The organism is Streptococcus sanguinis, assembly GCF_050234405.1.
GTDB classification, from domain to species: domain Bacteria; phylum Bacillota; class Bacilli; order Lactobacillales; family Streptococcaceae; genus Streptococcus; species Streptococcus sanguinis_W.
Map to the genome: position 1 here is coordinate 355642 of NZ_CP092117.1, position 22226 is coordinate 377867.

The window sequence follows — 22226 nt, forward strand, 5'->3', positions numbered from 1 at the left end:
AGTGAAGGATGGATATTAGACAAGTAACAGAAACCATTGCCATGATTGAGGAGCAGAATTTTGATATTCGGACCATCACCATGGGCATTTCACTCTTAGACTGTATCGACACAGATATTGAACGGGCAGCGGAGAAGATTTACCAAAAAATCACGACCAAAGCGAAAGACCTGGTGGCAGTTGGGGATGAAATTGCTGCAGAGCTTGGGATTCCCATCGTCAATAAGCGGGTCTCAGTGACTCCGATTTCTCTGATTGGGGCAGCGACAGACAGCAGTGACTATGTTCCGTTGGCCAAGGCTTTAGACAAGGCAGCCAAGGAAATCGGTGTTGACTTTATCGGTGGTTTCTCTGCCTTGGTTCAAAAGGGCTATCAAAAAGGGGATGAAATCCTCATTAATTCTATTCCACGTGCTTTGGCTGAGACGGATAAGGTCTGCTCCTCTGTCAATATCGGCTCGACCAAGACAGGTATTAACATGACGGCGGTTGCGGATATGGGGCGGATTATCAAGGAAACGGCCCAGCTTTCTGACATGGGTGCGGCCAAGCTAGTCGTCTTTGCCAATGCGGTGGAGGATAATCCTTTCATGGCGGGCGCCTTCCATGGTGTCGGTGAAGCAGATGTGGTCATCAATGTCGGTGTTTCTGGGCCGGGTGTTGTCAAGCGAGCTCTGGAAAAGGTCCGTGGTGAGAGCTTTGACGTGGTGGCTGAAACAGTCAAGAAAACGGCTTTCAAAATCACCCGTATCGGTCAGTTAGTCGGTCAGATGGCCAGCCAGCGTCTGGGCGTCAAGTTCGGGATTGTTGACTTGAGTCTGGCTCCAACACCGGCGGTCGGGGATTCAGTGGCCCGTGTCTTAGAAGAAATGGGCTTAGAAACAGTCGGTACTCATGGTACGACGGCGGCGCTTGCCTTACTCAATGACCAAGTCAAAAAAGGCGGTGTTATGGCCTGCAATCAGGTTGGTGGTCTATCTGGTGCTTTCATTCCTGTTTCAGAAGACGAGGGAATGATTGCGGCTGTGCAAAATGGCTCGCTAAATCTAGAAAAGTTGGAAGCTATGACAGCTATCTGCTCGGTAGGTTTGGATATGATTGCCATTCCAGAGACGACACCAGCTGAAACCATCGCAGCCATGATTGCGGATGAGGCAGCGATTGGCGTTATCAATCAGAAGACGACAGCTGTGCGGATTATTCCGAAGGGCAAGGAAGGTGATATGATTGAATTTGGCGGGCTCTTGGGAACAGCTCCGGTCATGAAGGTCAATCAGGCTTCGTCAGCAGCCTTTATCGCGCGGGGCGGTCAAATTCCAGCGCCTATTCACAGCTTTAAAAATTAAAAAGCTAGATTTGAAACAGCTTTTAAGAAAGCATTATAAAGGACAGCTATTCAGTTTCCGAGTAGGGGTTTGCGGGATTGAGTCTAGCTGGATGCTTGAAATGTAGGAGATTATAAGGAGATTGTTTAGGTTATGAATAAAAGAGAGCTAGCTGAGCTGGCCCTTGATTTAGGTTTGGATTTTGATAAAGAGAGCGGAATTATATATGGCTGTAGAAGAGATTATGCTTTTTATCTAGAGACCATAACAGATGGCGATGAATTTGCGATTTTCTTTTCAGTCAGATGTGAGCAGGGTTATATTGGTCGAGATACCTTGGAAGCTCTGATCAACGATTCCGAGGTCTTGATTGATTTTGAGAGAGCTGGCTATAGCCTAGCCTGTCAGATTTTGGCTAATCAAGACCGAGATTTGCTGCCGGATATTTTGGAGGAGGCTATCGAAGATTGCACCCGCTACTTTGAGGAACAAGGGCTGGTCAGCGCCTGTGAGAAAACCGGTGAAACTGGAGATGTGGACCTGTATCAGTTCAAAGGAGATTGGCTCTATCTCACGCCATCTAGCTATGAGCGAATGATTTCCATCTCACAGGATAAGGTGACAAAGCGCTCCCTTCCTCATCAAAGTCCGCAGAAAATACATTATTTCCTGGGGATTGTCGGGGCTTTCTTGACTAGTTTGTTTGGTGCATGCCTTGTCTTCTTCCTGACAGGTGCATCCTTGGCCATGGGCTTCATATCAGGTTTTACACTGCTATTTAGCATTGCTTGCTATGAAAAGTTTGTAAAAGGGATTTCTGTTTTAGGCATTGTGGCAAGTTTCTTTTTTACTTTAACGATGAGCTTTTTAGCTGTTCAAATCGGTTATGCTAATTCTTTTTATCAGGGGGAAGGCCATATTTTGCAAGCCGTTATCGCTATTAATAAAGCCGCTTTATCCGGACAGTTTGGTCTTAATTATTGGCTCCATTATCTGTACATTATTCTTGGGTGTGTCAGTGCCGTCAAAGTTCATATTAAGTCTCTATAGTTGATTAGATGCTGATTTCACGGTGAGCCGCTGTCCATCATAGCGGAGAACTGACTTCTCCCTCTTCTTTATCCTAAAGAATTCGAAGGCCTTTTTCAAAATTTACTACAACAAACAAAAATAAAAGAGGTAAACTATGTCCAAAACAAGACTCTATGTTATCCGTCATGGCAAGACCATGTTTAATACTATCGGCCGGGCACAGGGCTGGTCTGATACGCCGCTGACTGCCGAAGGCGAGCGCGGTATTCGTGAGCTGGGTATCGGATTGCGAGAGTCTGGCTTGCCTTTTATCAAGGCTTTTTCCAGTGATAGCGGCAGGACCATTCAGACCATGGGGATTATCCTAGAGGAGCTGGGTTTGACTGGCCAGATTCCCTATCGCTATGACAAGCGCATCCGGGAGTGGTGTTTCGGAAGTTTTGATGGTGCCTATGGGGGTGAGCTCTTTCATGGCGTTATCCCACGAGTTCTTGAGACAGATAATTACAAAGAGCTCAGTTGGCCGGATTTGGCGAATGGTCTGGTAGAAGTGGATTCGGCTGGCTGGGCTGAGCCTTGGGACAAGCTTAGCGGTCGGATTTTAGAAGGATTTGAAGCCATTGCTAGAGAGGTGGAGTCCTCTGGCGGTGGCAATGCTCTGGTCGTCAGCCACAGCATGACCATTGGTACTTTGGCTTATCTGGTTGATGAGAATATCACGAAAAATCCTAATGTCGACAATGGCAGTGTCACAGTGTTGGAGTATGAAAATGGTCGCTTCAGCATTCAAGCTCTGGGCGATGTGTCTTACCGTCAGATCGGCGCAGCTATATTGGACCGAGAAAATCAAGAATGAGCGGGAGTTTTGAGACTCCTGCTTTTTGCTTTGAAAGCCAGATGGCGCCAATTTCTTCATAAAATGGTATAATGTGAAAAGAACAACGGAGGAAATGAAATGGCAAAAACAAGATTATACTTGGTTCGTCATGGCAAAACCATGTTTAATACTATCGGTCGAGCTCAAGGCTGGTCTGATACCCCTTTGACTGAAGTTGGGGAACGTGGCATTCATGAGTTGGGCATTGGCTTGAGAGAAGCTGGGCTTGATTTCAAATTGGCCCGCTCCAGCGACAGCGGCCGGACTATTCAGACCATGGGCATTATTCTAGAGGAGCTGGGTTTGACAGATCAGATTCCTTATACCTTTGACAAACGGATTCGCGAATGGTGCTTTGGCAGTTTTGATGGTGGTTATGATGGAGAGCTCTTTATGGGTGTGATGCCCCGGGTTTTCAATATTGAGCATGTTCATCAGCTTAGCTATGCTGAGTTGGCAGAAGGTCTTGTAGAAGTCGATACAGCTGGCTGGGCAGAAAACTGGGAAAAGCTCAGCGGCCGAATTTGGGAAGGCTTTTCAGCCATAGCTGAGGAGCTGGAAGCTGCTGGCGGTGGCAATGCCCTTGTAGTCAGCCACGGCATGACCATCGGAACCTTTGTCTATCTAATCAATCGAACTCGGCCTCATGGTTTGGACAATGGCAGTGTGACGGTTGTAGACTATGAAGACGGTAAATTCACAGTAGCTTGCGTCGGAGACATGTCTTATCGAGAGGCCGGTGCCAAAGTAATGGAGGAAGAAGTTGAAGCGCGCTAAACATCGCAAAGAAAAGAGAAAATCGAAGTCTAAAAAGATTGGGTTGACACTTTTGCTGTTAATCGTCTTGTGTCTGGCAGCTGGAGGAACGGCGATTTATTTCCGTCCGTCCTTGTTACAAGATCTGCTTGCAAAGATTCAGTTTTCGGGTTCGTCTAGTAGTTCTGCTACGAAAGGCTCTTCTGGCTCAGAGAGCTCGCAGTCTGATTTGCCCAAGGTGTCTTCTACTGACTGGAATTTGATTTTGGTCAATCGAGACAACCAGCAAGAAGAAAAAACACCTGATCTGACTCAGATCGGAGAGGTCCAGGTCGACAGCCGCATTGCTGAAAATACTCGGCAATTCCTAGCTGCAGCCCAGACGATAGCTCCTGAAGAAACTTTAATCTCTGGCTATCGCAGCCGATCTGAGCAGGAGGAACTCTATAACGAAAAAGTTGCTGGGGAAGTCGCCAAAGGCTTATCAAATGAAGAAGCAGTCAGCATCGTGCTGAAGCAGGTGCAGCTTCCAGGAGCCAGCGAGCATCAAACGGGCTTGGCTATTGATATGAGTGCTCCAGAAGGCCAGGAGGATGAATTGGCAGCCAAAATTGCCCAACTAGCTCCGCAGTATGGCTTTGTCCTTCGCTATCCAGATGGCAAGAGTGACATTACTGGAGTTGATTTTGAGAACTGGCATTACCGTTATGTCGGTGTGGAGAATGCCCAGTATATGCAGAAGCATAATCTGGTTCTGGAAGAATATATCGCCCTACTCAAAGCAGCAGGGAAATAAAAAAGTAAGTCAGGTGTTCCTGGCTTTTTTTATGCCGATTTAGATTTCTAATCCTTTTAACTTCTGATCAAATCAACTACAAGTATTGAAAGATAAAAATGAATCACTTTCTGTAAAAATATTTATAAACCCTTGACAACTATATCGGACTGCGATATAATTTTTATATCAAGATTCGATATATCGAGGTGAAAGTGAGATGAAAAGATGAGTGGATTGACAGAAAAGCTTAGGAGAGTCTATGTGCCAATGACAGAGACAGGTTTCTATATCCTCTTCTGTCTTCAGCAAGAGAGGCATGGCTACAGTATTACTCAAAAAGTCAAGGAGCTGACAGAAGGACAGCTATCTATCAGCCCTGGAACCATGTACGGGACCTTGGCAAAGATGGAAAAAGATGGTCTGATTGCCTTTGTTCGTGAGGAAGAAAAGAGAAAACTCTATTCTATCACGGAGCTTGGAAGCCAGATTTTAGAGTTGGAAATCCAGCGGATTGAGCGCCTTTACCGCAATAGTAAGGAGGAAGTTTGATGGAAAAGAAGATTGTCTATAAAATCTTTACCATTGCAGACTATAACAGAGAAACAGCTTATTTTAAACAAATGCATAGCCAAGGCTGGAAATTGAAAAAAGTAAGTTATTCTCCCTTTCTTGTTGCGGTTCGTTATACATTTGAATCATGTCCGCCTCAGGACGTGGCCTATCAATTAGATTTTCGCCCCATAAAGAAGGCGGAGCAAGAATCCTATTATCAACTATTTAAAGATTGCGGTTGGGAGCATATTACAAACTTTAATCAGTTTTCCTATTTCCGCAAGCCGTTTTCTCAGATTGATGCAGACAGTGCTCTTGAAATCTATAATGACGCATGGTCTAAGCTAGAAATGGTCAAGCGTTTGCTTGTATGGCGGTTTTTACCAGCCATCATGGTTTTGTGTGTCACTACCTATCTCATTCTAGATATTTTCCAGAAGAGTTTGAAAGCAAGTCTATTATTCAAATCAATCTTAGCAATAGACTGTCTTATATTGCTTATTCTGTTCTGTCAGCTGGTCCATATTGCCTTGCATTTTTGGAAAATGAGGCAGGAACTGAAAAATTGATTGCGGTTTTGTTAAATACTGTTATGAAAGCGAGGAAAACAATGAAAAAGACGATTATTGAAGTGCAAGGCTTGAAAAAGAAGTTCAAGGAACAAGAAGCCTTAGCAGGAATTGATTTTTCCATCCGAGAGGGAGAGATTTTTGGCTTCCTAGGGCCGTCTGGATCTGGTAAAACCACGACTATCAATATTTTGACTGGTCAGTTGTCTGCAGATGCTGGATCAGCTCATGTGCTGTCTGCACCGGTTGAGGATTTGAAGGCAGAAGTCCTAGAGCAGATAGGGATTGTCAGCGATGGCAGCGGTTTTTATGAAAAGATGTCACTTTATAAGAATCTCAAGGCTTATGCTATGCTCTTTGGGGTTAAGATGGCAGAAGTTGATGAACTTCTTCAAAAAGTGGGCCTCTATGATAGTCGCAACAAGGTGGCGGAAAAATTATCTACCGGTATGAAGCAGCGGATGTTATTGGTGCGTGCCTTGATTAATCGACCTAAACTGCTCTTCTTGGATGAGCCGACCAGTGGTTTGGATCCGTCAACCTCTCGCACCATTCATGAATTACTGCTGGAACTAAAAGCGCAGGGAACAACTATTTTCCTAACCACTCATGATATGCAGGAAGCTACCCTCTTGTGTGATCGCTTGGCCTTGCTAAGTAAAGGGAAACTAGTCGAAGTGGGTAGTCCGCATGAGATTATTCAGAAGTACAATACGGATAAGAAGGTTCGTTTAGAATATGTAGACTTGACGACTAAGACGGTGGCCTTTGAGGAACTGCAAGGAGGCTTGGATTTGTCCAATGTTATCAGTATTCATTCCTGCGAACCAACTCTTGAAGATGTTTTCATCACTTTGACAGGAGGTACCTTAAATGTCTAATAAATTAAAAGGTATGATTTGGCTGAGAGGTCAAGTGACACTAGCTAATAAAAGTATCCTATTGCAGGTTTTTATGCCGATTTTCCTCATTTTTCTCTATAAATTTATTTTTTCTCTGAATGGAGCAGGTAAGGAAATTGGAGCGGATAAACTAGCTACTATGTTGCTTACTATCTCTCTTCCTTTCTCTCTAGCCATGTCAGTTGGAACACCCATTATCATCATCCTAGCTGAGGAAAGAGAAAAACATAATTTGCAAAGTTTGCGCTTGGCTGGTGTGACAGCTGGTCAATACATTCTCTCTGCTTTAATCTGGCCAGCGATTATTGGGATTTTTTATATCGTCATTACCCCACTTTTGGTGGGAGCTAAGCTTTCTAATCATCTGTTCAGCTATAGCTTGGTTCTCTTATTGACCATGCTGGTCCTAATTTTCTTCTTTTTAATGGTTGGTCTGTTTTGTAAAAATCAGGTCATGGCACAATCCCTTAGTGTTCCAGCCATGCTCTTGGCGGCATTTATTCCTATGTTTTCCAATATGAGCGAGGATTTATTTAAGGTGCTGCGTTATAGCTTTATGGGCCTCTTTAGTAGTTATATGAAAGATTGGTCTCATTTCCATTTATGGAGCGGAGAATTTTTGGCTCTGCTAGTTTGGCTGCTTCTTTTTGCGGGACTTTCTTTCTATTTGATGCGCCGTTTGCAAATCTTGGACGACTAATCTAGGTCGCTAGACCGGTTTTTAGCACTCTTGTAAAAAGAGTGCTAATTTTTTGAGTTTTTGTCTTGACTTTGGAGTAGAAGAGTGTATAATAGAATCATGAGTTAGCACTCGAGGTGGTTGAGTGCTAATTGACAGCAGAATCTTGATTGGAGGTGATGCCGTGGTCACGGAGCGTCAAAATGAGATTTTGAATTTGATTATTGATATCTTTACCAAGACTCACGAGCCGGTCGGATCCAAAGCCCTGCAGGATTCTATCAATTCCAGTAGTGCTACTATCCGAAACGATATGGCGGCTTTGGAAAAGCAGGGGCTTCTGGAAAAGGCGCATACGTCTAGCGGCCGTAAGCCTAGCGTGGCTGGTTTTCAGTACTTCGTCAAGCATTCTCTGTCCTTTGATCGTCTCGCTGAGAATGAACTTTATGAGGTTATCAAGGCCTTTGACCATGAGTTTTTCAACTTGGAGGACATTCTTCAACAGGCAGCAGACCTTTTGACCAAGCTCAGTGGATGTACGGTTGTTGCACTGGATGTAGAACCCAGTCGGCAGCGCCTGACAGCTTTTGACATCGTAGTGCTCAGTCAGCACACGGCTCTGGCGGTCTTCACCTTGGATGAGTCCAATACCATTACCAGTCAGTTTATGATTCCGCGAAACTTCCTAAGAGAAGACCTGGATAGGCTTAAAGGCCTAGTAAGGGAGCGGTTCTTGGGACAGACAGTACTGGACATCCATTACAAGATTCGGACGGAAATTCCGCAGATTATCCAACGCTATTTCACTACGACAGACAATGTCATCCAGCTCTTTGAGCATATCTTTGGTGATATTTTCAAGGAAAATGTGATTCTGTCTGGCAAGGTTCAGCTCTTGGAATTTTCAGATCTGTCAGCTTATCAGTTTTTTGATGACCCGCAGAAAGTAGCATTTGAAATTCGCGATAGTTTGGCTGAAGATCAGATGCAAAGTGTGCGCGTGGCAGACAGTAGAGAAAGCTGTTTGGCTGATTTGACACTAATTTCCAGCAAATTCCTGATTCCTTATCGAGGCTTCGGAGTGCTGGCAGTTGTCGGTCCGGTCAATCTTGACTACCAGCGGCTAGTCAGTCAGATGAATGTCGTCAATCGCGTTCTGACCATGAAATTGACAGACTTCTATCGCTATTTGAGCAGCAATCACTACGAAGTCCATTAAATATAGTATAAATATTCCTAAAAAGGAGGTGCCTTGTGGCAAAGCATAAACAAGAAGAACATCCAGAAGATGTGGAAGTAAAAGAGGAAGCTGTAGAAACAGCTGAACAAGCTGAATCAGTAAGCCCTGAAAAATCAGAGTTAGAACTAGCTAATGAGCGGGCAGAAGATTTTGAAAACAAATATCTCCGCGCTCATGCAGAAATGCAGAACATCCAGCGCCGAGCAAATGAAGAACGCCAGCAGCTGCAAAGATACCGCAGCCAGGACTTGGCAAAAGCTATTTTGCCTTCGATAGATAATCTGGAGCGCGCGCTTGCCGTTGAAGGTCTGACAGATGATGTCAAAAAGGGGCTGGAAATGGTGCAGGAAAGCTTGATTCATGCTCTCAAAGAAGAGGGTATCGAAGAAATCCCAGCTGACGGAGCTTTTGACCATAACTATCATATGGCCATTCAAACAGTTCCAGCTGATGATGAGCACCCAGCTGACACTATAGCGCAGGTCTTCCAAAAAGGCTACAAACTTCATGACCGTATCCTAAGACCGGCTATGGTAGTGGTCTATAACTAGGCTAGAAAACTTGAAAAATCTTGTCCGAAACGACAATAAACTATGAAGAAAGATAAAAAATTGTTCAGCTTTGCAATAGTGCGCGAAGCGAACCAAAGAGTATTGAAAATAAATTAAAGTAAAAAGAGGTAAAAATATGTCTAAAATTATCGGTATTGACTTAGGTACAACAAACTCAGCAGTTGCAGTTCTTGAAGGAACTGAAAGCAAAATCATTGCAAACCCAGAAGGAAATCGCACAACACCATCTGTAGTGTCATTCAAAAATGGTGAAATCATCGTTGGTGATGCGGCAAAACGTCAAGCAGTAACAAATCCAGATACAATCATTTCCATCAAATCAAAAATGGGAACATCTGAAAAAGTAGCTGCTAACGGTAAAGAATACACTCCACAAGAAATCTCAGCTATGATTCTTCAATACTTGAAAGGTTATGCGGAAGAGTACCTTGGTGAAAAAGTAACCAAAGCAGTTATCACAGTGCCAGCTTACTTTAACGACGCACAACGGCAAGCGACTAAAGACGCTGGTAAAATCGCTGGTCTTGAAGTAGAACGTATCGTTAACGAACCAACTGCAGCAGCCCTTGCTTACGGTCTTGACAAACAAGATAAAGAAGAAAAGATCTTGGTCTTTGACTTAGGTGGTGGTACCTTTGACGTTTCAATCCTTGAGTTGGGTGATGGTGTCTTTGATGTATTGGCAACTGCTGGTGACAACAAACTCGGTGGTGATGACTTTGACCAAAAGATTATCGATCACATGGTAGCTGAGTTCAAGAAAGAGAACGGCATCGACTTGTCAAATGACAAGATGGCGCTTCAACGTTTGAAAGATGCAGCTGAAAAGGCTAAGAAAGACCTTTCAGGTGTAACTTCTACTCAAATCAGCTTGCCGTTTATCACAGCTGGCGACGCTGGACCTCTCCACTTGGAAATGACTCTGACTCGTGCCAAATTCGACGATTTGTCTCGTGACTTGGTAGAGCGCACTAAAGAACCAGTTCGCCGTGCTCTTTCTGACGCAGGCTTGAGCTTGTCAGAAATCGACGAAGTAATCTTGGTTGGTGGTTCAACTCGTATTCCTGCAGTTGTGGAAGCTGTTAAAGCTGAAACTGGTAAAGAGCCAAACAAATCAGTAAACCCTGACGAAGTAGTTGCCATGGGTGCTGCTATCCAAGGTGGTGTTATCACTGGTGATGTTAAGGACGTTGTCCTTCTTGACGTAACACCATTGTCACTTGGTATCGAAACAATGGGTGGTGTCTTCACTAAGCTGATTGACCGCAACACAACAATTCCAACTTCTAAATCACAAGTCTTCTCTACAGCAGCGGACAACCAACCAGCCGTTGATATCCATGTTCTTCAAGGTGAACGCCCAATGGCAGCAGACAACAAGACTCTTGGACGTTTCCAATTGACAGATATCCCAGCTGCTCCTCGTGGAATCCCTCAAATCGAAGTAACATTTGACATTGACAAGAACGGTATCGTATCTGTTAAAGCTAAAGACCTTGGAACTCAAAAAGAACAACACATTGTCATCCAATCTAACAGCGGCCTGACTGACGAAGAAATCGACCGCATGATGAAGGATGCAGAAGCGAATGCTGAAGCAGATAAGAAACGTAAAGAAGAAGTTGACCTTCGTAACGAAGTTGACCAAGCTATCTTTGCGACTGAAAAGACTATCAAGGAAACAGAAGGCAAAGGCTTCGACGCAGAGCGTGACGCTGCCCAAGCTGCTCTTGATGAACTTAAGAAAGCGCAAGAAGATAATAACTTGGACGACATGAAAGCGAAATTGGAAGCTCTCAACGAAAAAGCTCAAGCGTTGGCAGTGAAACTCTATGAACAAGCTGCTGCGGCTCAACAAGCCCAAGCAGGAGCGGAAGGAGCTGAAAACGCAGGCTCAACTAAAGCAGACGACGATGTTGTAGACGGAGAGTTTACTGAGAAATAGGCGGTGAGACAGAACTAAAAATTGAAAGTTTTTAGTTCGTAGTCGAACCCCCGCGAGGATGATTAGGATTTTTGGGAGTCTAAAAGACGAACCTAAAATCCAATCAGCTACCGCGTCAAAAATTTTTCAAAAAATATTGTTTTGAAAATTTCACGTCGTAATGATAGGAAGAAATCCAGAGGTTGCAACCCAGCCTCTGTTTTTCGCTAAACTAGAGGGTGACGCTTATGAAGAAAGTGCTCTGTTTAATTTATCCTAATTTTTCACTTTATGAAGTAGTTGATCTGACCAGTACTTTAGCTCTATCTTTTGGTATTGAGGTTGATTATGCTGGTTCAGATAGAAATGTTATAAGATTGGAAGATGGATTAGCCTGTCAACCTACTAGGACACTGGATGAAGTAGTTATCGAAGACTATTCTTGTGTCATTTTGCCAGGAATGATAAATATTGCCCCTGCTCTGCATGATGAAAAATTGCTTTCTTTCCTAAGAAGTTTGAAGCAGCAAGAGATTTTGATTGCAGCTATTTCCTCAGCGCCCATTTTATTGGCGAAAGCAGGTTTATTGAAGGGCACTCAATTTACTGGTGGGATTTGGCAAAACTTCTTTGACTATTTTGAATTTCTTCCACGGGAGAATTTCAAAGCTAAAGCGGTCCTGCAAGATAAGAACATCATTACAGCTGTTGGCTGTGCACATCAAGCGTTTGCGAGAAAAGTGCTTCTTAGTCTAGGTTTGGTAGATAATGCTGACAACTATTTTAAAGAACGGAATCAGTATTCGGAAGAGGACTTGATATTCACTTTATCAGAAGAAGAGTTTGCTGAAATGAAGCATGAATTTGAAAATACCCTCTGATCAATATTTTCTAAAATTTAAAGAAAGGAACTGAACCCGACCTAAATTCTTGGAAAAAAGAGAAATCTGTCTAGGAGCATCGCTCCGTCGCCTGATTTCCTATTTTTCAGTCGAATTTTACGGTCTTGGTATCTTACATGAACAATACAGAATATTATGACCGTCTAGGTGTCTCTAAGAATGCTTCTCAGGATGAGATCAAGAGAGCCTATCGGAAATTATCTAAAAAGTACCACCCCGATATTAATAAGGAAGCTGGGGCGGAGGACAAATATAAAGAAGTCCAAGAGGCTTATGAAACGCTGAGCGACGAGCAAAAGCGGGCAGCCTATGATCAATACGGTGCAGCGGGAGCTAATGGTGGCTTTGGCGGTGGTGCAGGCGGCTTCGGTGGCTTTGATGGCTCCGGCTTTGGCGGCTTTGAAGATATCTTCTCTAGCTTCTTTGGTGGTGGCGCTTCGCGTAATCCTAATGCTCCGCGCCAAGGGGATGATCTTCAGTATCGTGTAAATCTCCGCTTTGAAGAAGCGATTTTCGGAGTTGAGAAGGAAATCAAGTATAACCGCGAAGCGACTTGTCGTACCTGTGACGGGTCTGGTGCTAAGCCAGGAACTAGCCCTGTTACCTGTGGTCGCTGCCATGGATCAGGTGTTATCAATGTTGATACCCAGACACCGCTTGGCATGATGCGTCGGCAAGTGACCTGTGATGTCTGTCATGGCCGAGGAAAAGAAATCAAAAGTCCTTGTGAAACCTGTCACGGAACGGGTCATGAAAAACAGGCTCACAGCGTTAAGGTGAAAATCCCAGCTGGTGTGGAAACTGGTCAGCAGGTTCGTCTGTCTGGTCAAGGCGAGGCAGGCTTTAATGGCGGTCCTTATGGTGACCTTTATGTCGTGGTTCAAGTTGAGCCGAGTGACAAGTTTGAGCGAGATGGCTCTACCATTTACTACAAGCTCAATCTCAACTTTGTCCAAGCAGCTCTTGGTGACAGCGTAGATATTCCAACTGTTCACGGGGATGTGGAGCTGAATATCCCAGAAGGAACACAGACTGGCAAGCGTTTCCGCCTGCGTGGCAAGGGAGCACCGAGTCTGCGTGGTGGAAGCATGGGTGACCAGTATGTTACTGTCAATGTTGTGACACCGACTGGCCTCAACGACCGTCAAAAAGCGGCCCTCAAAGAATTTGCGGAAGCTGGCAATATCTCGGTCAATCCTAAGAAAAAAGGCTTCTTCGACAAAATGAAAGATGCCTTGGAAGATTTGTAAACAGATAAAAAGGAGCAGCCTAATGCTGTTCTTTTTATGTTTTCTAGAAGGACATTTGGCAAATGTAGCCAAGTAAGAGAGCAGCTCTAATCAGCCTTTTAATTAAAAGAAATTCACAATAAAAAGCGTAAAGAGATTTTCTCTATTTACTTTTACAAAAATTAATTGTTTTTTTAAGTAAAATCTATTGTAAAAATTTCCTAAAAGATATATGATAATACTATATGTATAAAACGCATCTTTTTAGCCTGCTGGGGAGTTGGTTAGGAAGATAATGGGAGATTAACTTTATACATTTTAGGAAAAAGGGGATTTATAAAGTGAAACGTTTTGAAAAAGTGCAGGAGCGAATTCAGAAATATTCGATTCGCAAATTGTCTGTCGGTGTGGGCTCAGTTGCCATTGCAGTTCTGATTTTTGGGAGCTCTTTGTCCAGTTCGACTGTTGCTGCGGATGAAGTTGGAGGCGGTGCGACTGCTCACTATACTTATGTTGAAGAGCAAGAGCTAACAGAGCAGGAAAAAGGTCTGATTAAGAAAGGTCTGCCTGAAAATCTGCAAACAGGGGAAAATTATTACTTGATTTATCGGAAGCAAGATGGGCAAACTGTCTTGCCGAGTACAGGAAATAACGGTCAGCCGCTTCTCGGCTTATTTGCGGGAACGGCTATTTTGGCTGTCTTGGTATTCTCACGAAAGAAATCTGGTAAGTTACTAGGAGTGCTTTTGCTAGGTAGCTTGGGACAAACTGTGTTGCAGTCTCCTCAAGCGTTTGCGCTAGAAAATCGGGAATTGCTTTCCTATAACCGTCAAGTTGCGGTTTCGTCAGCAGTTTCTGAAGCGGATGTGACTATTGCAGGCTATAACTATATCGGTTACTTTACCGCTTCTGATTTGCGTACTTTGACAGAGACCAAGATAACCTCTTTGCCAGCTGGTCAAGAGGCTCAAGCGCAAGCAGAAGTGTCAGAAGCTGCAAAAGAGGATTCTGATTCTATTGATCGAGCTGCTCAAGCAGGGTTGCTGTATCAGCTGAATCCTGATGAAAGTGATTCTGGCCATATAGGGAATCTTCCAACTCCAGCTCCAACTCCAAATCTTAGTCCAGCTCCTCAGCCGTCAAATCCACCTATAGAAACGGCAAAAGGGGAAAGTTTACAAGAACCTGCCTTGCCAGAGTACAGCGGTGCTGTGAACGGTGAGTCGCTAGTTCAAGCGGAAACTCCAGTCTATACTGCCCCAGTTGGTACAGTTGATGACACAGCCCCAGTAGAGCCCGCCCTCCCAGAATACACAGGCGGAGTTAATGGCGAATCGCTAGTTCAAGCAGACAATCCAGTCTATGATGCTCCAGTAGCTACAGTTAGTGACGTGGCTCCGGTTGAGCCCGCCCTCCCAGAATATACAGGCGGCGTTAACGGCGAATCGGCAGTTCAAGCAGACAATCCAGTCTATGATGCTCCAGTGGCTACAGTTAGTGACGTGGCTCCGGTTGAGCCAGCTTTGCCAGAATACACAGGTGGCGTTAATGGTGAGTCAACAGTTCAGCCAGAACAGCCTAGTCTGCATACAGACATCAAGCTAGAAACGATTGAACCTCAAGTTGTCAACAAGACAGATGATAGCAAGTACCTTGATGAAGAGACCACTGTCGATGGAACTCCAGGACAAAAAGAAATTGTAACCAGCTATGAAGTCTTGGACGGTAATCGCATATCGGATCCACAAACAACTGAAAGAATCTTGCATGAAGCAGTTGATACAGTGGTCACTCGGGGTAGCAAGGCTCGCATCAATAAAGAAGAATTGAGCAAGCAGCTAGCTTTAGCAGCGGCTGTGGATCCAGGAGTTTACACCAATCAATCCTACCAGCAGCTGCAAGCAATTAAGAATATGGCTGCGACGGTTTATCAAACTTCGTCAAGTCAAGATGAAGTAGATGCGGGTGTCAACCAACTTAAGCAGGCTTTAGCCGACTTATTGGCCCTTAAAGCAGCGCCAACTCTGACTGTTTCAGCGGTTAAGAAGGATGAATTGCAGAAGTCAGTTCAGGTCCAATACCAGCTGACAGACAGAGATCAAGCCTTTACCAGTGCTCATGTTCGTCTGAAGAAGGATGGCCAGCTGATAGCAGAGCAGAACTTGGCGGCAGGCCAGCTGACTGCTAGCTTCAGTGGTTTGGACTACTATACACCGTATAAGATTGAGACGACTCTGTCCTATGATTTAGGAAATGGCTCGGAAAGTCAGGAATTAGCTCAAGAGACAGTCCAGCTTGACCTAAAGAAGGTGGAACTCAAGTCCATCACTAATGTCGCTTTGATGAAGGTTGAAAATGGCCAGACAAAATTGATGCCTACTCTGGCTGAGAAACCAGAAAATCTGGACCAATATTACTTGCACTTTACATCAGACCAGTTTAAGGACACTGTCCTGCCAGTTACTTCTATCGAGGAAGTGGTCGTTGATAACCAGCCTGTCTTTAAGATCCAGGCTCAGCTGCCAGACTTGCTGCAAAGAAGTGCAACTGGTCTTCAAAACAGCTTTGATTTCTATCTGGAAAAGGCCAAGAAGCGTGAAGGAAATGTCTATTATGACTTCCAAGACCTCTTGGACGGCATCAAGGAAGATCCTTCTGGAACCTTTATTCTGGGCCGCAGTATCAGTGCCAAGCTGATTGACAAACCAGCTAACAGCAAGTCTTACCTGCAAGGTGAATTCAAAGGCCAGCTGATTGGTGGGCAAAATGGTGAGCGCCATGCGATTTTAGACTTGGCACATCCTCTATTTGATACGATTACTGGCGGAACGGTCAAGGATATTGACTTTAAGCGAGTCAATATGGTTTATCCAGATTCGCAAGCGGGGGATACAATTGCGACAATTGCTGCTCGTTTGAAGAATAAAGGAGTAATCGAAAATGTCAATGTCCAAGGATACTTGGAAGGAAGAGACCATATTGCCGGTCTGGTTAACAATATAGAAGGCCAATCTCGAGTTGAAAATGTCTCCTTTAAGGGCCAGATTAAGTCTAAAGGCGGAAATTCTGTAACAGCTGGTATCGCTGGAACCAACGCCATGTCCTTAGTAAGCCGAGCTTATGTCGAAGCAGATATTTGGGTTAAGAGTGGCCAAAACGCAGGTATGCTGGTCGCTCAAAACTTCACTGACTATTCAGGTTCAGGCTGGGGTAATTGGGGCAGATTGATGCAATCAGTTGCCAAAGGTAAGTTAGAGGATGCGGGCTCAAGAAATGCGGCTGGTATCGCTGCTTCCATTTGGCCGTATGGAACTATCAATGACACCGTCAGCTATGCCACTGTAGTGAACGGTAAAGAGCTCTTTAGCTCTGATAATGAGATTACCGATGCTTGGATGGGGCAAAAACTCCAAAACCTCTTTGGTGTTCAGGGACATAGCTCTGGAACCAAGACAGGAAAAGATACCAAGTTCCGCCGCTTGACAGAAGCTGAAGCGGAGCAAAAAGTCAAGAGCTATCGGATTACGGCTCTTGAAGAAACCAGCGCCAATGAAGTAACAACTGAGAAGCTAAATGCTGCTATCCTGAGAACAAGTACTTATCAAGATAAGCCAGGGTACAAGGCAGAAAATGAACAGCTTTATCAGAACCTAGAGCGCTTTATGCCTTTCTACAATCAAGAGTTCTTGATTCATGAGGCCAATAAGTTGGTGGATGCTGCTAAGGCGGGCGATCTGTTGACTAAGAAAGTTCTATCAGTTCAAGCGCTGAAGGGCAACCAGTTTGTTGCTGGCGGAACGGATGCAGATAAGATCTTAGTCCATTTTGAAGATGGAAGCAAGACCATCTACAATCTTCAAAATCAAGCACGATTTGAACAGACGGCTCTGCCGGAATATCAGATTGCAGAGCTTGGTACAGTCTATACTCCAAATCACTCAACGGCTGTCAAAGAAGACTTGCTGACTCAGCTGACTGAGAGCTTGAAGAGCTTTGACCTGTACAGTGATGAAGTCTATCGTTCTGTTGGCCTGCCTAATGATAATGATAGGGTCAACAAAGTGAAGCGCCTCTTCTTGGATGAATCTCTAGCTGAGGTGAAAGCCAACTTGCAGGATATGCTTGGTAAGCTCCTGGCCAATGAATGGACAAGATTCCATGCTGACAATCCAGCAGCCAACGAAGCTCTGAAAGCTAAAATCGAAGAGAACAAGACCGCTATCATGCTCGGTCTGACCTACCTCAACCGTTATTACGATCTCAAGTTTGGTGACTACAACCTCAAGGAGCTGGTGCTCTTCAAACCTGACTTCTATGGTGAAAAAGTACCATTGCTGGATCGCTTGATTAAGATTGGGCGTTCGACAGAGAATCAACTGAAAGGGGCAGACAATGTCAATATGTTTGCACGTCAGTTGAAGGCTGAGTCCAAGTCTAGTGATTTGGTTGCTTACTTGGATTACAACCGCCGCCTGCTGACTGACTTTGCGGACATGGATTCATGGTTCAAGGATGCAACTCGAGGCTTTATTCAGTTTGAAGAACGCCAGTCAGAAGTCGAGGAGATTAAGTCTGCTAAGTATCGCGTCTTTGATAACCTCAACTCTGAATATTTCAGTAACTATATCCTTCCGCTGCTAACCTTGAAGAATACGCGCTTAGCCATTCTGTCAAACTATAGCACGATGGCCTTTGTCAACAGAGACAAGCGGCGGTCATGGTCGGATGAACGATTTAATGCGCGCATCAAGGAAGTAGCGACCCAGCATCGAAATCACGTAGACACTTGGTACAAACTGCTCTCAGATGATATCAAGTCCAGAATGGTCAAGCAAAATGTAACGGCTGTATGGGATGGTTTTGATGTGGAAGGACGTGGCTGGATTGATGTCAACGGAAATGATAATAAGGGCAATCCTTATGCACCATCCCGCGAGTTCTTCAACCTAGTTGGTGGCAGAGCTGGTGGCTGGTACAAGTCAAATGGCTACGGTGCCCACGCTGCTGGTTCAATCCGTGTGAACTTCGAAGCCTTTGACCTCTTGACAGAATACGGTGTGTCCGTCTTTACGCACGAGCTCACCCATGTCAATGACAGAGATATTTATCTGGGCGGTCACGGCAGACGACAAGGTATCGGACCAGAAGGTTATGCCCAAGGTCTGCTCCAATCACCAGTTCCTGGTCAGCCAGGCTGGGGTGCTCTGGGTCTCAATATGGCCTTTGAACGTCCAAATGATGGAAGTCTCATTTTCAATAGCTCGCCAAGTCTCTTCAAGAACCGAGCGGACATCGACCATTATATGAAGGGCTATAATGATACCCTCATGCTGCTGGATTACCTTGAAGGCCAAGCGGTTGTGGCTAAAGGAAATGAAGCCGCAGCTAAATGGTTCAAGAAGGTTGAACCGAAGGTTGTAGATGCTCGAACTCAATATGATGTCGTAAGAGAGTTGACAGCAGAGGAGAAAGCGGCCATGTCAGTCTCATCTGTAGAGGACTTGGTTGACCAAGGCTTGCTGTCTAACCGTGCGGTTGACAATCGAACTTATAACCCTGCTGACTATGACTCTAGTTACATTGCTATCGACTTTATGACAGGTATCTATGGTGGCGGCCAAAACAATACTGGAGCGCCAGGTGCCTTGATGTTCAAGCATAATATCTTCAGAATCTGGGGTTACTATGGCTATGAAAAAGGCTTTGTAAGCTATGCTTCCAATAAACACCGTAAGACAGCCAATGAGCAAGGGGTGACTGGTTTGAGCGATAACTTTATCATCAAGCAAATTTCTGAAGGCGAATTTGAAACCATGGAAGCCTTCAAGAAAGCTTACTTCAGAAAAGTTGTGGATAAAGCACAAACCTCAGGTATTAAGCCAGTGACTGTCAACGGAAAAGTCTATAGTACTTATGAAGAGCTGAAAGCTGGCTTTGCAGAAGCTGTTGACAAGGATCTGAAGAAGTCTCGTGTCGATGAACGTGCAACCAAGGACTTCAAGTATGCTGTCTTTACGCAGTTGCTCAAGAATACCAACAGCTTTATGGATGAAAACTCCATTTGGGGTTCCTAAGAAAAAGTGTTTAATTGCCTACATGAGTAGCTGCAAATAATGACCTTTAGCAATATGTGATCAATAACCCATTTGAATTAGTTCTGTTTGTGTCGTCACTGACAGTCTGATTCAGATGGGTTGTTTTGTTGCATAATGGCAAGTCGGAACAGAAAAAATCCCTGATTCTTAAACGATATTTTTCAAAAAATCTGTCCCCGGACAGTTCCTGCTTTTAGAGCTTGCTGGGGGCTTTTTTTCCTGCTAAAATAAACACATGACACGATATAAAGCGATTATTTCCTATGATGGTTATGGCTTTGCTGGCTTTCAGCGGCAGCCCCATGCCAGAAGCGTTCAGGAAGAGATTGAAAAGACCCTGACCCGTATCAATAAAGGCCAGCCTGTGGTGATTCATGGAGCGGGCCGGACCGACAGCGGTGTCCATGCTCTGGGCCAGGTGCTGCATTTTGATTTACCAGAAGAACGGGATGAAGAGAAATTGCGTTTTGCCTTGGATACCCAGACGCCAGAAGATATTGATTTTATCAGTGTGGAGCAGGTGTCAGATGATTTTCATTCTCGCTACAATAAGCACAGCAAGACCTATGAATTTTTGGTGGATATCGGCCGGCCCAAAAATCCTATGATGCGCCATTATGCCACGCATTATCCCTATCCTTTGGAGCTGAGTCTGATAGAAGAAGCGATTGCTCAGCTGGAGGGTACGCATGATTTTACTGGATTTACGGCTTCGGGGACTAGCGTGGAAGACAAGGTTCGGACCATTACCGAGGCCAAGGTCCGCTATGATGCAGAACATAATTTTCTGGTCTTTACTTTTTCAGGCAATGGCTTTCTCTACAAGCAGATCCGCAATATGGTCGGTACCCTGCTTAAGATTGGAAACAAGCGCATGCCGGTGGAGCAGATTCAGAGGATATTAGCGGAGAAAGACCGCCATCTGGCAGGGCCAACAGCCGGTCCAAACGGCCTTTATTTAAAGGAGATTCGTTATGAAGAATAAGTTGATTTTAGCCTTTTCAGGCAATGATATTTTTAGCGGCGGCGGACTGCACGCTGATTTGGCTACCTATACAGTCAATGGTCTGCATGGGTTTGTAGCTGTGACTTGCCTGACGGCGATGACTGACAAGGGATTTGAGGTCATTCCAGTTGAGGAAGAGGTTTTTGCCCAGCAGTTATCCAGCCTCAAGGATGTTCCTTTTTCTGCTATTAAGATAGGACTTTTGCCCAATCTTCAAATAGCAGAGCAGGCTTTGGCTTTTGTCAAGCAGCATGCGGATATACCAGTAGTCCTGGATCCTGTTCTGGTCTGCAAGGAAAATCATGACTTGGAAGTCAGTGCGCTGAGAGAGGAAATCATCAAGTTTTTCCCTTATGTCAGCATCATCACACCAAATCTAGCAGAAGCTCAGCTATTGACCCAAAAAGAAATCGAAACTCTGGAGGATATGCAGGCTGCAGCCAAGGAGCTCTATGATTTGGGGGCCAAGCATGTGGTGATTAAGGGCGGCAATCGCTTAAGCAAGGAGCGGGCGGTGGATGTTTACTATGATGGTCAAAATTTTGAAATCATGGAATCGCCAGTGCTGGCTAGCAACAATACCGGAGCGGGCTGCACATTTGCTTCCAGCATTGCCAGTCAGCTGCTTCTTGGCAAGTCTCCACTTGCAGCAGTTCAATTGTCTAAAGATTTTGTTTACCGAGCGATTCAGCGCTCAGATCAATATGGGGTAGTTCAGTATGAGAAATCATCAAGTTAAAAAATTAGTTATCTTAGCTTTCATCACAGCTTTATCTGTGGTTTTGGGGAATTTTATGAAAATCCCAACTCCGACAGGATTTTTGACCTTGTTGGATGCAGGGATTTATTTTACAGCCTTCTACTTTGGCCGCAAGGAAGCGGCTATTGTCGGAGGCCTTTCAGGCTTTTTGATTGATATGGTTGCTGGCTATCCCCAGTGGATGATTTTCAGCCTGATTTGCCACGGACTTCAGGGGTTCTTTGCTGGCTTTGAGGGCAAGAGTCGCTATCTTGGGCTGGTCTTGGCTGCAGTAGCTATGGTTGGTGGCTATGCCCTCTTTGGTAGTATCATGAATGGTGTCGGGGCTGCCCTAGCCGAAATCTTAAGTAATTTTATGCAGAATGCTTTTGGTTTAGCGGTCGGTTTTGCCCTCTACAAAGCCTTCCCAGAGAGTTTGAAAAAGACAGTCACAGTGAAATAAACGAGGTGAGACATGGACTTAGCTAAGATTGGAGCAGACACTCGTCAGATTCTTCTGGACGTTTTGGACAAGGCTGCCTTGGTCGAGGGAGATATTTTTGTTCTGGGTCTATCCTCTAGTGAGGTTGTTGGAGGCCATATCGGTCAGAATTCCAGTCTGGAAGTCGGACAGGTCATTGTCAAAATCATACTGGATATCTTAGAAGAGAAGGGGATTTTTCTAGCAGTTCAGGGATGTGAACATCTCAATCGCGCTCTCGTAGTCGAAAAAGCCTTGGCGAACAAGAAGGATTTGGAGATTGTCAATGTTCTGCCTACTCTTCATGCTGGAGGCAGCGGTCAGCTAGCTGCTTTTCAATACATGAAGGATCCTGTCGAGGTAGAGTTTATCGTTGCTCAGGCGGGGCTGGATATTGGCGATACTGCTATCGGCATGCATGTCAAGCATGTGCAGATTCCTATTCGACCTATTCTCAAGGAATTGGGAGCTGCCCATGTCACAGCTTTAGCCAGCCGTCCCAAGCTAATTGGCGGCGCCAGAGCGGCCTATACAGAGGATAAAATCAGGAAAGGATAAAAGGAAAAAT

Annotated in this window: 19 protein-coding genes; all 19 read left to right on the forward strand. The window is 44.8% G+C overall.

What is annotated here, in order from left to right; genetic code table 11:
- Positions 1-8 precede the first annotated feature (8 nt).
- The 19 genes from MFP28_RS01845 to MFP28_RS01935 all read left to right on the forward strand — a co-directional run bounded on the left by MFP28_RS01845 (position 9) and on the right by MFP28_RS01935 (position 22216).
- A complete protein-coding gene (locus tag MFP28_RS01845) occupies positions 9-1346 on the forward strand; it encodes a PFL family protein (protein ID WP_002902345.1) in 1338 nt (445 codons plus the stop codon).
- 132 nt (positions 1347-1478) lie between these two features.
- Complete coding sequence (locus MFP28_RS01850) at positions 1479-2375, forward strand: hypothetical protein (RefSeq protein ID WP_002908012.1); 897 nt, start codon at positions 1479-1481, stop codon at positions 2373-2375.
- 136 nt (positions 2376-2511) lie between these two features.
- Entirely contained in the window at positions 2512-3213 is a 702-nt protein-coding gene (locus MFP28_RS01855) for a histidine phosphatase family protein (protein WP_002902348.1), read from the forward strand.
- Between the two features lie 99 nt (positions 3214-3312).
- Positions 3313-4011 carry a histidine phosphatase family protein gene (locus tag MFP28_RS01860; RefSeq protein WP_002893724.1) on the forward strand — a complete coding sequence of 233 codons (699 nt, stop codon included), beginning with the start codon at positions 3313-3315 and terminating at the stop codon, positions 4009-4011.
- Positions 3998-4786, forward strand: a complete 789-nt coding sequence (locus MFP28_RS01865) for a M15 family metallopeptidase (RefSeq protein WP_002908013.1) — start codon at positions 3998-4000, stop codon at positions 4784-4786. Before MFP28_RS01860 ends, MFP28_RS01865 begins: the two co-directional genes overlap by 14 nt.
- A 207-nt stretch (positions 4787-4993) precedes the next feature.
- Positions 4994-5317: a PadR family transcriptional regulator gene (locus MFP28_RS01870; RefSeq protein ID WP_002908014.1), complete on the forward strand. Its 324-nt coding sequence runs from the start codon at positions 4994-4996 to the stop codon at positions 5315-5317.
- The gene (locus MFP28_RS01875) at positions 5317-5889 is read left to right on the forward strand and encodes a DUF2812 domain-containing protein (RefSeq protein WP_002908015.1); all 573 of its coding nucleotides are present in this window, start codon (positions 5317-5319) and stop codon (positions 5887-5889) included. The genes MFP28_RS01870 and MFP28_RS01875 overlap by 1 nt, the downstream gene beginning before the upstream one ends.
- Positions 5890-5912: 23 nt before the next feature.
- Entirely contained in the window at positions 5913-6770 is an 858-nt protein-coding gene (locus tag MFP28_RS01880) for an ABC transporter ATP-binding protein (RefSeq protein ID WP_032916319.1), read from the forward strand.
- Positions 6763-7491, forward strand: coding sequence for an ABC transporter permease (locus MFP28_RS01885; protein WP_002908017.1), 729 nt, complete (start codon positions 6763-6765; stop codon positions 7489-7491). Before MFP28_RS01880 ends, MFP28_RS01885 begins: the two co-directional genes overlap by 8 nt.
- Positions 7492-7654: 163 nt before the next feature.
- Positions 7655-8689, forward strand: coding sequence for a heat-inducible transcriptional repressor HrcA (hrcA, locus tag MFP28_RS01890; protein WP_032907828.1), 1035 nt, complete (start codon positions 7655-7657; stop codon positions 8687-8689).
- Between the two features lie 35 nt (positions 8690-8724).
- Complete coding sequence (grpE, locus tag MFP28_RS01895; protein WP_002908021.1) at positions 8725-9261, forward strand: nucleotide exchange factor GrpE; 537 nt, start codon at positions 8725-8727, stop codon at positions 9259-9261.
- Between the two features lie 136 nt (positions 9262-9397).
- Positions 9398-11227: a molecular chaperone DnaK gene (gene dnaK, locus MFP28_RS01900; RefSeq protein ID WP_002908022.1), complete on the forward strand. Its 1830-nt coding sequence runs from the start codon at positions 9398-9400 to the stop codon at positions 11225-11227.
- A 227-nt stretch (positions 11228-11454) separates the two neighbouring features.
- Positions 11455-12087 (forward strand): DJ-1/PfpI family protein, encoded by a 633-nt coding sequence (locus MFP28_RS01905; RefSeq protein WP_002908023.1) that lies wholly within the window; start codon positions 11455-11457, stop codon positions 12085-12087.
- Between the two features lie 137 nt (positions 12088-12224).
- Positions 12225-13358, forward strand: a complete 1134-nt coding sequence (gene dnaJ / locus MFP28_RS01910; protein WP_002908024.1) for a molecular chaperone DnaJ — start codon at positions 12225-12227, stop codon at positions 13356-13358.
- 320 nt (positions 13359-13678) lie between these two features.
- Positions 13679-19411 (forward strand): ZmpA/ZmpB/ZmpC family metallo-endopeptidase, encoded by a 5733-nt coding sequence (locus MFP28_RS01915; RefSeq protein ID WP_002908025.1) that lies wholly within the window; start codon positions 13679-13681, stop codon positions 19409-19411.
- Positions 19412-19667: 256 nt separating this feature from the next.
- Entirely contained in the window at positions 19668-20417 is a 750-nt protein-coding gene (truA, locus tag MFP28_RS01920; protein WP_002908026.1) for a tRNA pseudouridine(38-40) synthase TruA, read from the forward strand.
- On the forward strand, positions 20407-21177 hold the full coding sequence (locus MFP28_RS01925) for a bifunctional hydroxymethylpyrimidine kinase/phosphomethylpyrimidine kinase (protein WP_002908027.1): 771 nt from the start codon (positions 20407-20409) through the stop codon (positions 21175-21177). Before truA ends, MFP28_RS01925 begins: the two co-directional genes overlap by 11 nt.
- Complete coding sequence (locus tag MFP28_RS01930) at positions 21158-21640, forward strand: ECF transporter S component (protein WP_002908028.1); 483 nt, start codon at positions 21158-21160, stop codon at positions 21638-21640. Before MFP28_RS01925 ends, MFP28_RS01930 begins: the two co-directional genes overlap by 20 nt.
- A gap of 12 nt (positions 21641-21652) precedes the next feature.
- Positions 21653-22216: a TIGR01440 family protein gene (locus MFP28_RS01935; protein ID WP_002908029.1), complete on the forward strand. Its 564-nt coding sequence runs from the start codon at positions 21653-21655 to the stop codon at positions 22214-22216.
- Positions 22217-22226: the final 10 nt, after the last annotated feature.

Excerpts from the sequence above, each read along its gene's own strand:
- MFP28_RS01870 (WP_002908014.1), top strand. The coding sequence starts at position 4,994 with ATGAGTGGATTGACAGAAAAGCTTAGGAGAGTCTATGTGCCAATGACA.
- MFP28_RS01875 (WP_002908015.1), top strand. The coding sequence starts at position 5,317 with ATGGAAAAGAAGATTGTCTATAAAATCTTTACCATTGCAGACTATAAC.
- MFP28_RS01930 (WP_002908028.1), top strand. The coding sequence starts at position 21,158 with ATGAGAAATCATCAAGTTAAAAAATTAGTTATCTTAGCTTTCATCACA.
- MFP28_RS01935 (WP_002908029.1), top strand. The coding sequence starts at position 21,653 with ATGGACTTAGCTAAGATTGGAGCAGACACTCGTCAGATTCTTCTGGAC.
- dnaJ (WP_002908024.1), top strand. The coding sequence starts at position 12,225 with ATGAACAATACAGAATATTATGACCGTCTAGGTGTCTCTAAGAATGCT.
- MFP28_RS01855 (WP_002902348.1), top strand. The coding sequence starts at position 2,512 with ATGTCCAAAACAAGACTCTATGTTATCCGTCATGGCAAGACCATGTTT.
- dnaK (WP_002908022.1), top strand. The coding sequence starts at position 9,398 with ATGTCTAAAATTATCGGTATTGACTTAGGTACAACAAACTCAGCAGTT.
- MFP28_RS01885 (WP_002908017.1), top strand. The coding sequence starts at position 6,763 with ATGTCTAATAAATTAAAAGGTATGATTTGGCTGAGAGGTCAAGTGACA.
- truA (WP_002908026.1), top strand. The coding sequence starts at position 19,668 with ATGACACGATATAAAGCGATTATTTCCTATGATGGTTATGGCTTTGCT.
- MFP28_RS01860 (WP_002893724.1), top strand. The coding sequence starts at position 3,313 with ATGGCAAAAACAAGATTATACTTGGTTCGTCATGGCAAAACCATGTTT.
- MFP28_RS01905 (WP_002908023.1), top strand. The coding sequence starts at position 11,455 with ATGAAGAAAGTGCTCTGTTTAATTTATCCTAATTTTTCACTTTATGAA.
- MFP28_RS01880 (WP_032916319.1), top strand. The coding sequence starts at position 5,913 with ATGAAAGCGAGGAAAACAATGAAAAAGACGATTATTGAAGTGCAAGGC.
- MFP28_RS01845 (WP_002902345.1), top strand. The coding sequence starts at position 9 with ATGGATATTAGACAAGTAACAGAAACCATTGCCATGATTGAGGAGCAG.
- MFP28_RS01925 (WP_002908027.1), top strand. The coding sequence starts at position 20,407 with ATGAAGAATAAGTTGATTTTAGCCTTTTCAGGCAATGATATTTTTAGC.
- MFP28_RS01850 (WP_002908012.1), top strand. The coding sequence starts at position 1,479 with ATGAATAAAAGAGAGCTAGCTGAGCTGGCCCTTGATTTAGGTTTGGAT.